10 protein-coding genes are annotated in these 12,254 nt (G+C 38.7%); 4 read left to right on the forward strand and 6 right to left on the reverse strand.

Going from position 1 to position 12,254, the window contains the following annotated elements:
* Positions 1 to 110: 110 nt before the first annotated feature.
* Entirely contained in the window at positions 111 to 1,172 is a 1,062-nt protein-coding gene (locus tag CCY99_RS02430; RefSeq protein WP_112059827.1) for an outer membrane beta-barrel protein, read from the reverse strand.
* 141 nt (positions 1,173 to 1,313) lie between these two features.
* Between CCY99_RS02430 and CCY99_RS02435 the strand changes: the two genes are divergently transcribed.
* Entirely contained in the window at positions 1,314 to 1,931 is a 618-nt protein-coding gene (locus CCY99_RS02435) for a hypothetical protein (protein ID WP_112059828.1), read from the forward strand.
* Between the two features lie 26 nt (positions 1,932 to 1,957).
* Here the strand turns inward: CCY99_RS02435 and ung are convergent, their stop codons facing one another.
* The 3 genes from ung to CCY99_RS02450 are packed head-to-tail and all read right to left on the reverse strand — an operon-like array spanning position 1,958 to position 4,291.
* Positions 1,958 to 2,665, reverse strand: a complete 708-nt coding sequence (gene ung / locus CCY99_RS02440) for a uracil-DNA glycosylase (RefSeq protein ID WP_112059829.1) — start codon at positions 2,663 to 2,665, stop codon at positions 1,958 to 1,960.
* Positions 2,666 to 2,700: 35 nt separating this feature from the next.
* Positions 2,701 to 2,979, reverse strand: a complete 279-nt coding sequence (gene gatC / locus CCY99_RS02445; RefSeq protein ID WP_112059830.1) for an Asp-tRNA(Asn)/Glu-tRNA(Gln) amidotransferase subunit GatC — start codon at positions 2,977 to 2,979, stop codon at positions 2,701 to 2,703.
* 49 nt (positions 2,980 to 3,028) lie between these two features.
* The gene (locus CCY99_RS02450) at positions 3,029 to 4,291 is read right to left on the reverse strand and encodes a 3-isopropylmalate dehydratase large subunit (RefSeq protein WP_112059831.1); all 1,263 of its coding nucleotides are present in this window, start codon (positions 4,289 to 4,291) and stop codon (positions 3,029 to 3,031) included.
* Positions 4,292 to 4,472: 181 nt separating this feature from the next.
* On the opposite strand from CCY99_RS02450, the gene CCY99_RS02455 reads away from it, so the two are divergent.
* Positions 4,473 to 5,141 carry an outer membrane beta-barrel protein gene (locus CCY99_RS02455; RefSeq protein WP_112059832.1) on the forward strand — a complete coding sequence of 223 codons (669 nt, stop codon included), beginning with the start codon at positions 4,473 to 4,475 and terminating at the stop codon, positions 5,139 to 5,141.
* 449 nt (positions 5,142 to 5,590) lie between these two features.
* Entirely contained in the window at positions 5,591 to 6,988 is a 1,398-nt protein-coding gene (locus CCY99_RS02460; protein ID WP_112059833.1) for an efflux RND transporter periplasmic adaptor subunit, read from the forward strand.
* 143 nt (positions 6,989 to 7,131) lie between these two features.
* Here the strand turns inward: CCY99_RS02460 and CCY99_RS09435 are convergent, their stop codons facing one another.
* Positions 7,132 to 7,272, reverse strand: coding sequence for a hypothetical protein (locus tag CCY99_RS09435; protein WP_181646803.1), 141 nt, complete (start codon positions 7,270 to 7,272; stop codon positions 7,132 to 7,134).
* A gap of 420 nt (positions 7,273 to 7,692) precedes the next feature.
* Between CCY99_RS09435 and CCY99_RS02465 the strand changes: the two genes are divergently transcribed.
* Positions 7,693 to 10,818 carry a multidrug efflux RND transporter permease subunit gene (locus CCY99_RS02465; RefSeq protein WP_112059834.1) on the forward strand — a complete coding sequence of 1,042 codons (3,126 nt, stop codon included), beginning with the start codon at positions 7,693 to 7,695 and terminating at the stop codon, positions 10,816 to 10,818.
* 70 nt (positions 10,819 to 10,888) lie between these two features.
* Here the strand turns inward: CCY99_RS02465 and CCY99_RS02470 are convergent, their stop codons facing one another.
* Positions 10,889 to 12,241, reverse strand: coding sequence for a hypothetical protein (locus tag CCY99_RS02470; protein ID WP_112059835.1), 1,353 nt, complete (start codon positions 12,239 to 12,241; stop codon positions 10,889 to 10,891).
* Between the last annotated feature and the right edge of the window lie 13 nt (positions 12,242 to 12,254).

The following is a 12,254-nucleotide window of genomic DNA, read 5'->3' on the forward strand; positions in this document are numbered from 1 at the left end:
AAAATGAAGCACCGCTTAGTTTCCCAACAAGAGATTGGTGTGAAGTAAAGTAAAATAAAAAGAGTTTCCCTTTAAATCCACCAAAATGCAAATTTTTAGATTCTTTAAAGTTAGAATGTATGCGTAAATCTAATTCCATAGTTCATAAAACTTGCCTTAGAATTAAACATAGTTTTTAGCGTTAATTCAACTCTATTTTTATGAAAAAATAGGAAAGATACCCCAAAACTAGCATTAAGATGCCCTCCAGAAAGCTTCCCTTCGAAAAGATATAGAGGGTTTGCTATATAGGCTTCATTATCTGCACTATAGCTAATATACCCATACCCAATTCCTAAAATAAGCCCTACTGCCATATGCCTATTTTCCCCAAATGGCAAATCTATCAGCAAGTCAATATTACCCGCTATATCAAAAGCATTTGAGTTAATGTCCGTAGTATATGTATATGGGTAGTTTAGTTGCGTAGCAGTTCCGTATCCGTAAAATGCGTATAATAAATCTAAATAAACCCTAGCTCCAAAATATGGATTCAAAAATCGTTGAAAGCCTAGCTGAAGTTCAAAGTCATTCATAATTGATGAAAACTCATATTCATTTATTACATTTCCAATTGTAAGATTAGAATATATAATAGAAGTTCCAAGTCCAAGTAAAAATCCCGTTTTTTCCGCTGCTACATCATCGTTTGTCATAGTTGTAGGTTTTGCATTAGCATTTTTTATATTGCTAGATTTTTGGGCTGGATTCTCCTGCACGAATAAGTCATTATATTGATTATTGTCGTAATACTCGTCATAAGTTTCATTATATTCTTGTGTTTGTCTAATTTGTGATTGTTGGGTTTGTGGATTCTGGCGGGTTGATTTCCTTGATTTTGTAGTGGGTTTTCTCTCCCTAGTTTGCGGATATTCATATTCCTCGTAATATCCATCGCTTACCTCCCTATCTCTCCTCTTTTGCGGATTTCTATCCCTTGCATTCCTATCTCTTAAATCATCATCGTCCTCATAGTTATCAAATCCTGTGTTAGAATCCGATTTTGCATCCTGCTTTTGCTTCCGCATTTCCATTATCTGCATAATCTCTTCTGGGGTTAGCTCGATTGTGATATTATTCGCCCATACTCCGCTAATAAGCCCACAAAACATAAAAACCATTATTTTTCTCATATTACGCCCTTAAAGTAAAATTAAAAGATATATTCTGCCCCCCCCTATATTAAAATTTGCTTAATATGAAAATTTATTTTTGCTTTTTATGCTTTTGTGCCAGTTTAGATTATAATTATTCATAAAAGTTAAAGGATAATTATGGATAAGAAAAATATATCAACACCAAGTAAAGATAAAGTTGAATATTATTTAAAAGAATGGTTGAAAAAGGCAAACTATGTAGCACAAGAAAATGCCCTAAATAAGCTCTTTTGGGACACTTTTCCAAAAAATGATAATTTAGATGAGATTCTTATAAAAGTTAGTTGTTTAAATGACTTTTACAGCACGAATATTCGCTGGGTTTTCGATGTGGCAAGGCATATAAAAAAGCTAAATGTCGATGAGCGATTAAAAGATAATGATATGTCGCTGGTTCAATCCATCGCAAGAGTTGAGGTTAGTGGCAAAAATGATAAAAATGATAAAAAAATAATAAATTTCTATTCTTTTGCTAGTAAATACTGCTCCCACCACAAAGATAAAGCAAAGGAATTTCCAATCTATGATAGCTATGTGAAGAAAGTTTTGCTTTACTTTGCAAAAAGGGATGGATTCTATGATTTCAAAAAAGCGGATTTAAAGGAATACGCCACTTTTAAAGATGTATTAATAAAATTTAGTGCCTTTTATGATATTAAACAATACGATTTAAAGGAGATTGATAGGTATCTTTGGCAGTTGGGGAAAGAATGTTTTAAGAAACAAAAGTCCTAAAATTTTATTATAGATTCTGTTTGGATTCACTCCAAAGCCCAATTGATTTCTTTAAGATTATTTTTAGCCAAGATTTCATTGCATTTGCTAAAGTGTGAACAGCCGATAAATCCCCTTGAAAGTGGCGATGGGTGCGGGGCTTCTAAGATAAAATGCCGCCTTTCATCAATCAATTTTCTTTTTCCTTTCGCGTAATTTCCCCAAAGCATAAAAACGATATTTTCCCTTTTAGATGAGATAATTTCGATGATTTTATCCGTGAAAATCTCCCAGCCAAAAGCCTTGTGAGAAAGGGGCTTATTAAGCTCTACGCTCAAAATGGAATTTAGTAGCAAAACGCCTTGTTTCGTCCACGAGGTCAAATCCCCACTTTTGGGAATCTTAATCCCCAAATCGCGATTTATTTCCTTAAATATATTTTTTAGCGAGGGAGGCGGAGTTAGATTAGGCGAAACGCTAAAGGCTAGTCCATTTGCCTGTGGCGTGGAATTTTCGATATTGTGATATGGGTCTTGCCCTATGATTACGACTTTAACACTATCAAATTGCACCAAATTAAAGGCGTTAAAAAGTAGATTCGGAGGCGGAAGAACTGCATTCTTTGGATTCTGCCTTGCTTTGTTGATTGCATTATGGTAATTTTCTCGCAAAATCAAAAAATATTCTTTTTGAAACTCGCCCTCAAGCTCCCTTTTCCACGAGGATTCTATTTTTACATCAAATGTTTTATTCATATTAAAAAAATCTATTTTCTAGTATTTTTGCAAGTTTATTCTACGATTTTTGGCACGATGAAAAATCGCTCTTTTGCATTTGGAGCATTCTCTAGGACAGATTCGGCAATCCCTGCATTACTTGGAGTATCCTCTCTTAAAGGCGTTGGCAGATTCCTATGTGGAATCTCGCTTGGCAAATCAAGGCTATTTAGATTCTCCACAAAGTTCAAAATCTCGCTTAACTGCGACTTTATCTCCTCTTTTTTATCCTCACCAACTTCAATGGCACTTAGATTCTCTAATCTTTTTAGTAATTTATCATCAATTATCATTTTATTCCTTTTAGTTTAACTTCGTGTATAGCGGACGATAGTTTCAAATCTATTTTCGTGGGTCAAATATTCTCCCCTCTAAGGCACTTCTAGCCACTACAGCGGAGTTTGCAAGATAGACTTCCGAGCTTTTTGCACCCATTCGCCCAACAAAGTTTCGATTGGTGGTCGATACACATCGCTCCTCATCGCCCAAAATCCCCATATATCCGCCTAGGCACGCCCCACAAGTTGGATTGCTGATTAAGGCTCCAGCTTCTAGCAAAATATCCATTAATCCCTCTTCTTGGGCTTGTTTGGCGATTTGCTGTGTTCCGGGGGTAACTATGAGGCGGACATCGCTGTGGATTTTTTTACCTTTTAAGATTTTTGCCGCAATTCTTAAATCGCTAATGCGCCCATTAGTGCAGCTCCCAATAAAGGCTTGGTCGATTTTTAGATTATCACTCATCGCCACGCTCACGGGCTTTCCATTTGATGGCAAGTATGGATATGCCACGACTGGCTCTAGCTTGGAAATATCAATGGTGATTTTTTGCTTGTATGTGGCATTTTCGTCGCTATGGTAGATTTTTGGTGTGGCTCTAAGTGATTTACGGCTTTTTAAAAAATCCTCTGTAACCTCGTCATATGCGATTATCCCGGACTTTGCTCCAGCTTCGATTGCCATATTGCAGATTGAGAATCTATCGTCCATTCCAAGATATTTTATCCCCTCGCCGCAAAATTCTAAGGCATTGTAAAGCGCCCCATCGACGCCGATTTGGCGGATTAGCTCTAAAATCAAATCTTTTCCATAGATATGCTCGGCGGGCTTGCCTATGAACTCGACTTTTATGCTTTTTGGCACTTTAAACCAATTTCGCCCAGTAACCATCGCATAGGCTAAGTCCGTGCTTCCCATTCCCGTGGAAAATGCCCCCAAAGCCCCGTGCGTGCAAGTGTGGGAATCTGCACCAATTATCACATCGCCGGGCATTACAAGCCCTTTTTCTGGCAAAAGCGCGTGTTCTATCCCCATATCACGCTCATCAAAGAAGTATTTTAGATTCTGCTCTTTGGCAAAGATTCTGCTTTTTTTGGCTTGATTTGCTGATTGAATGTCCTTGGCTGGGATAAAGTGGTCTAAAACGAGAAAGAAATTATCGGGCTTTGCGAGTTTTTTAGCTCCCGCATTATAAAAAGCCTCGATAGATAGGGGCGTGGTGATGTCGTTTCCCACCACCATATCAATATCGCACTCGATTATATCATCAGCATAGACTTTTTTTCCAACATGGGCGGAAAATATCTTTTCAGTTATAGTTTGCATTTTTGCTCCAATAAGGCTTTATAGAATGCGAAATTATACATTTATTTTTCTTTATTCATTTATATTGCTTTATAGAAATATTATTTTTCAATTTGGATTTACATAGTTAGGTAGATTTAAGTTTGACTTTTGAATTGTTTTATATTATATTTTGCCTCATTTTAAAATTTAAGGAGTAAAAATGAAAAAAATTATTTTAGGTCTAGCAATTATTGCTGGGGGGGGGTTATTTAGTTTTCTTCCTGCAGCTCAAAATAGCGGACTTCTCTTAGGTGTAAATGTGGGCGTTCCTATCACATCGCCAAGCTATGGTGGTGCTTTAAATAGTATGAAAAGTGGATTACCAAGTAATGGAATAGGCTGGGCGGCTAGTATAGATATAGGATATAAACAAGCCCTAAGTAATAATATGGGATTAAAATATTATTTAGAATATAACTATAATGCATCCTATGGCAACAAAGAGGGCGGTAGTGTGATGTTTAGTAAGGTTAAGGCTGATATAAAACAACAATTAATTACACTAAATGTAGATTATTATTTTAATCCAACAGATTTATTTGGCGTGTATGTAGGACTTGGAGTAGGCTACCAAACCTTTAAGCCGACTTGGACTCCAACGATGGCTGGTGGAGTAACTACTATGACTTTTGGTGGAGAGAATAAAGGCGGACTTGCCGTGCCATTAAATCTAGGACTTACATTTAATGTAAATGAATCTAATCAAATCCTAATTGGAGCTAAGATTCCACTTGTGGCATATGACTATAAAACAACTGTCTTAACCCAAGCAGCAAATGTAAAACTAAGCACTTATATCGTCCAAGTGGGATATAACTATACATTTTAATCCTATTCTTAAAATAGATTCTTTTGGGGGATTCCCCCCCCCCAAAAAAAAACATAATCATAGAAATTACTAATTTTTAGCTTGGAATCTATAATCTTTCTTATAAACTAACTTTATAAAATTAAAGAATCTCAAAATTCGTTATTGTTTCTAATGCAGACTTTTTTAATATTAAATCTTTCAACATTCTTAAAATCACTAGCTTTAGCTAATAAAGGGCTTAAAGTAGAGATTGTATTACTTTAACTTTTAAATTTGGAGAATTAGGCAAGAAAATTATAGATTTTATTCTACCTAGTTTTTTATGATGTTTTTTATAATTATATTACTTAGATGGCTTTTTAAGCACATTCTATGAAATCTATAGAAATCTATGAAATTTTAGAATCTTTAAGAGAATCTTAAAATATCCATAAAAAGCAAGGAATCTGCTATTTAAAGGAATTGTGATGAAAAGTATAAAAATAATAATCTTTTTTATCTTTACTCTATTTTTTATCGCCTGTGGGTCGAGCGAAAAAGCGCAAATAACGCAAGAGCAAGAAAGCCCAAAAGTGGCTGGAATCTTGGTAGAAAATAATGATGTAGATATAGTTTTGGAATATCCAGCGAGATTTAAGAGTATCCAGCAAAGCGAGGTTTATGCCCGTGTGGAGGGCATTTTAATGGAGCAGTATTTTAAAGAGGGAGCGTTGGTAAAGAAAGACGATTTACTTTTTAAAATCGAGCCGAGTGCCTATTTAGCGGAGGTTGAGCGACTAAATGCAGAGATAAAATCCGCCGAGGCGAACTTGGATATGATGACTAGGGATTTTAATCGAATTGAGAAATTATACGCACAAAAGGTCGTTACAATCGATGTTTTTGACACTTCGCATTTTAATTTTAGGAGTGCAACAGCTAGATTAGATTCGCTTAAAGCAAGTCTTAAAAATGCCAAGCTAAATCTAGCCTATACAGAGGTTAAAGCCCCAATTAGCGGGAAAATTGGTGCAAGAAATATCGATATTGGGAATATGGTGGGAAATGGCAATAATATTTTGGCGACCATAACCCAACTAAGCCCGATATATGCGGACTTTTCAATTCCGCCGGGCGATATTGATATTATTCGAAATAGCGATTTGGAGGATATAAAAGTGGATTTTATCTTGCAAAATGGGGCGTTAAATAATGCATTAAATGCCAAGAATCCGCAAAATCCACAGAATCTAAATGGGTCGCAGAATCCAAACACTGCATTAAACACGCAAAATCCACAGAATCTAGGTGTGAATCTTGAGCGATTTAAGCCTAAAAATTCCAGCGGTAAAATCGACTTTTTGGATAGCACACTAGATGAAAATACCGCTACGCTAAGGGCTAGGGCGATTTTTGATAATAGCGATAATTTCCTAATTCCAAATGAGTTTTTGCAAGTTCGGCTTAGTGGCTTGGAGCTTAAAAATGTCGCTACAATACCGCAAACGGCGATTTTACAAGATTCCAATGGGAGTTTTGTGTATGTGGCAAATCCGACGGAATCTAAGGAATCTATAGAATCTATAGAATCTATGGAATCTGCTAACTTAGATTCTGCGGAATTCGTCGAATCTGTGGCGAATCTAGCGGATTCTACGACGAATCTAGATTCAAGTGAATCTATAAAAATCATCAAAAAAGTCTATATCAAAATCGCCCAAAGAAATACGAGCGAGAATCTGGCAATTATCGAGAGTGGCTTAAATGTGGGCGATGTGGTGGTTACGAATAATCTTGTGAAGCTAGTCGAGGGAATGCAGGTGGCTCTCAAGCTAGATTCTAGCAATCTAGCGAATGCACCTTTGCCTAAAAATCCCACTTTGTAGGGCTTAAAATGGGGTTTTAATATGCTTGTTTTAAAGGCTTTACCTAAAGATTTTTTATTGACCCGCCCACCACCCTTTTTTATGTGAGGCTATGCCTCACACGAGATTTAAAAAATCGCTAAAGCGATTTTTAGATGAACTTCTTAAGTTTCCGTGCGTAGCACGGACACCGCAAGAAGCGTCATCGGGGGTTGGCAAGGAAATTGGCTAAAGCCAATTTTGGGGGAGATTGCGATAGGTATGGGGAGCGATTTCGCCTTTGCCTTTGGCAAATCACCATTCAAGCCCCTTGTCCCCCCTTTGCTAAACAAAACGCTCAAAAAATAAAAAATAGCGTTTTTGTGGAAAAGTGATTCAATAAAGGCTTTGCCTTGAATCTAAATTTATATGGGATTTTTAAGCGGTAGAGGGCTTCGCCCTCTTTCTTTATCTTTTCCCGCCCACCGCCCCTATTTTACGAATTACCAAAAACTTAAAGTTTTAATAATTCGCTTTTTCGGGTGCTACTGCACGGGATTTTAGTTTACAAAAAATCGCTAACGCAATTTTTATAAATTTTGTGGATTTGGTTTCACACAATAAAAAGGTGGTAGAAAAAAACGCCTTAAATAAAGCTTTCCGCAAGGAATAGAATCTTTAAAAATTAAAGGCTTTAAAGCCCATTTCACGCGGAATCTAGTTAAATATTTTTTTAAAGGAATTTCATGCTTTCTAAATTTTTCATCAATCGCCCGGCGTTTTCTGCGGTGATTTCGATTATTTTGGTGATTGCTGGGGCGATTTGCATTCGCATTTTGCCAATCGAGCAGTATCCCCAGCTCGTGCCAACGCAAGTTATGGTGATAGCACAATACCCGGGGGCGAGTGCGGAGACCATTTCTACGAGTGTGGCGAGCGTAATTGAAAATAGCATAAATGGCGTCGAGGGTATGATTTATATGCAAAGCTCGGCTAGTTCGAGTGGTAGGCTTACTACGAGCGTATTTTTTAATAATGATGTGAATCCAGATATGGCGTTGGTAAATGTAAATAATCGCGTCCAATCCGCCATAAGTCAGCTCCCAAGTGAGGTGCAGCGACTAGGCGTAACCGTGCGGAAGCGCTCCACGGCAGTTATTGGCACATATCATTTATATTCAGATAACCCAAATCACAATCAGCTTTATATCGCAAATTACGGGCTTTTGAATGTGCTTGATGAGCTAAAGCGGATTCCGGGCGTGGGCGATGTGGCGTTTTGGAGTAGCCAAGATTACGCGATGAGAATCTGGCTAAACCCCCAAAAGCTAAGCTCTTATAATCTCTCCCCACTTGAGGTAATAAATATTATCCAATCTCAAAACGCACAATTTGCCCCGGGTAGCTTTGGGGGTCAGCCCACAGAAAATACACAATTTACTTATACTATTACCACAAATGGCTTATTTTCTAGCGTAGAGGAGTTTGAAAATATCATAATCCGCTCTAACATTGACGGCTCAAGTCTAAGGCTAAAAGATATGGCAAGAGTGGAGCTAGGGGCGCAAGAGTATCTAAACGAGCATTATTATAACGACATCGTTTCCACCCCATTTCAAGTATTTTTACAGCCGGGGGCGAATATGGTCGAGGTGGCAGATAGAGTGGAATCTACCCTAGCCGAGCTATCCAAAAGCTTCCCAGAGGGAATGCAATATTCCAGTCCGTTCCGCCCTACGGAGTTTATTCACGCTTCGATTAATGAGGTTTTGAAAACATTTATTGAGGCGATTATCTTGGTTGTGCTTGTGATTTATGTATTTTTGGGGAATCTTAGGGCGACTATTATCCCAGTGATTGCTATTCCAGTGTCTATCATTGGGACTTTTGTGGGGCTGTATCTATTTGGATTTTCTATTAATCTTTTGACCCTTTTTGGGCTAATTCTAGCAATTGGGATTGTGGTCGATGATGCCATTATCGTTATTGAAAATGTCGAGCGGATAATGCATACAGAGCATTTGAGTGCCAAAGAAGCCACGATAAAATCGATGAGTGAGATTAGCGGGGCGATTGTGGCGATCGTCTTGGTGCTAAGTGCGGTGTTTATCCCCGTGGCGTTTATGGGTGGATTTAGTGGGGCGATTTATCGGCAGTTTGCTATAACACTTGTGATTTCTGTGGTGATTTCTGGGGCGGTGGCACTCACACTCACTCCGGCACTTTGTGCGATATTTTTGAAAAAGAAAGAATCTAAGCCATTTTATTTGATTGCCAAATTTAATTCATTTTTTGATTGGCTTACTGCTAGATTTTCCGCTGGAGTGGCGAAAGTGCTTAGGAGGGGAATCTTATTTGTGATTTTATTTATTGGGCTAGTTGGAATCTCATATGATTTATTTCAGCGTCTGCCTACTTCGCTTGTCCCGGCTGAAGATATGGGATTTATCCAGCTTCATACGATTTTGCCAGAGGGTGCGTCGATTGAGCGGACGGATAAGGTGCAGAGGGATGTGATTAAGATTCTGCTAGAAGAAGAACCGCTAGTTAGCGAGATGACTACGGCAGTGGGCTTTAGCGGACTTCAGGGGAGTTTTAAGAGCAGTGCTGGAGTTGGATTCCACCGATTAATCGACTGGAGTGAGCGAAAAGGCGAGGGAGAGGGCATAGATGAGATAATCGAGCGATTGCGAAATCGTTTGAGTGATTATCCGGAGGCAAGATTTATCATCAATCAAACGCCGACAATTATTGGAATGGATTCCAGTGGTGCGAATGTGTGGCTACAAAACCGCATTGGTGCGAGTATGGAGGAGTTGCAAAGATTGGCTAATCTAATCGTAGAGGAAGCCGGGAAAAGCCCGGCGATTTCGCAAGTTTTCACCAATATCGCAGTGAATACACCGCAATACAAGGCGAATCTAAACAGAGAAGCCGCAAGTGCCTTAGGCGTGAATATTAGCGATGTGTTTTCGACTATGCAAGTTACTTTTGGAAGCTATTATGTGAATAATTTCGAGCTGTATAACAAAATCTATCAAGTTGTAGCCCAAGCCGACTGGCGGTATCGCCAAAGCCCTAGCGATTTAAGCGATGTGTTTGTAAAGTCAAATAATGGCAATTTAATTCCGCTTAGTTCGCTTGTGAGCGTGGAGCGAGTAGTGGGGGCGGAGGTCGTCAATCGCTTTAATGTTTTCCCAGCCGCACAGATTATGGCGTTCCCAAGTATGGGCTTTTCTAGCGGTGATGTGCTAGGAGCGATTGAGGAAGCAGCGAATAAAGTCTTGCCAGAGGGCTTTAGCCTAGCATATGCAGGCTCAAGCTACCAAGAAAGGGCGAATGCCAACACAGCACCAATCGCATTTGCATTTGGGCTAATCTTTGTATTTTTGATTTTGGTGGCTCAATATGAAAGGTGGCTTATGCCCCTAGCCGTGCTTACTGCCGTGCCTTTTGGGATATTTGGGGCGGTTTTGGCGACCTTTATTCGAGGGCTAGAAAATGATATTTATTTGCAAGTGGGGCTTTTGATATTAATCGCGCTCTCAGCAAAAAACGCCATTTTGATAGTGGAGTTTGCCACGCATTTAAGGGAGCAAGAAAAGCAAAGTATAATCCAATCCGCCATAAACGCCGCAAAGCTCCGCTTCCGCCCAATCGTAATGACTTCTTTAGCCTTCTCAATGGGCGTTTTGCCACTGGCAATTAGCTCTGGGGCTGGGTCGCTCTCACGGCATGCAATAGGCACTGGGGTAATCGGCGGAATGCTCTCAGCGACCTTTATGGCGATATTTTTCGTGCCATTATTCTATGTGTATTTGGCAAAATTAAGCGAATGGATAAAATCTAAACGAGATAAGATTGAAAAGTAGTTTTAGGATAATATTGCAAATTCTATTTTTCAGCAAAAGCAAGAATCTTAAAAGATTCCTGCTTGTAAAACTAGAATCTATAAATCATTTCAAGCCAAATTCTATTTGCTTGAACTTGCCCAATAGTTAGAGCGTAATACGCCCATAACTTCGTGCTTTTGGTTAGATTATATGAAATCGATGGGCTAAATTCGGTTAACGTGGCATTTCCCATTCGATAGTCTTGGATTCCGCCTACCTTTGTGCCATTCTGCATTCTTGCGAAAGTTACAAAGTCGTTTTTTCCACTAATACCCGAAATATCCAAATTTACCATTAAATCTTGTATTATCTTATAATCTATCGCAAAATACCAGTGATTTATATGGGAGTTTTCATTCGCTCCAGCACCAAATAGCCCAAGTCCATTTCCGCCAAGCCCAGAGTTAAAGTTCCACCATCTGCCACCTGTCATAATTGCATTAGGCTCTAAGCCCACGCCATATCCAGCTCCAAAGCTTCCCGTATATCCCACTCGCAAATTTAGCGAATCTAGTGGCTTTGCACTAATTCTAAAGGCGTAGATTCCCCGTGATTTGGCGACATTATCGCTTATTTTTCTATTTCCATTAATTCCTACAAATCTGCCACTTCCATCATTGATAAAATACCCGAAAGGCTGGGAATGTGGATATTTAACCCCATTTACACTAACACCTTTGTAGGTTGGCGATTTAAACATATCATTATATGCGACTTGTGCGGTGAATGCGTATTCCTTGCCTACTTTAAACTCCCCAAAAACGCCATTTGTGATTTTATCAAAATTAAAATACCAAAGCTTAAAGCCAAATAAATCATAATTGCCATTTACGCCCAAAATCCCTAGATTATTTCCCCAGCTAAGTGAGTAATTATATAGAGCATTTTCTAATGCTACGCTATCATAATACCCAGCAAAAAGCATAATATTTGAAATATCATTTGATATTAGTGTCCCACCGACTGCCCTATCGTTTCCGGGGTCTGTGAATGGTGAAATAAGGCGATTTACGCCAAGTGTGATGGAGGTTTTGGAGAATTGATATTTTCCCCAAAGTGTGTTTATACTAAAGGCATTTCCGCCTGTTATAAATAAATCTCTAGTCGCTCTAGAGCCACCTACCGCACCATCAGTTGTGAATCCTTGCACGGGAACAGCACTATAGTGATAGAGAATTCCCGCATTAAAACTAAAGCCATTAATATCATGTAATGTTAAACCCGGAGCAATCCTAAAAATCCACGATTGACCGCCTGCATTCTGCCCACTATCAGTAACATAGCGAATGAAAGCCATTCCATCTAGACTTAGTTTGCTAATCAAAGATTCTGCATCCTCTGCGAATCCTTGTTGTATTAAAAGTCCAAATGCAAGTAACATTGTTGTTAGTTTTTTAAACATCTAACCCCTCCTA

Origin of the sequence: Helicobacter sp. 16-1353 (assembly GCF_003288815.1) — a bacterium.
In the GTDB taxonomy this organism is placed as follows: Bacteria; Campylobacterota; Campylobacteria; order Campylobacterales; family Helicobacteraceae; genus NHYM01.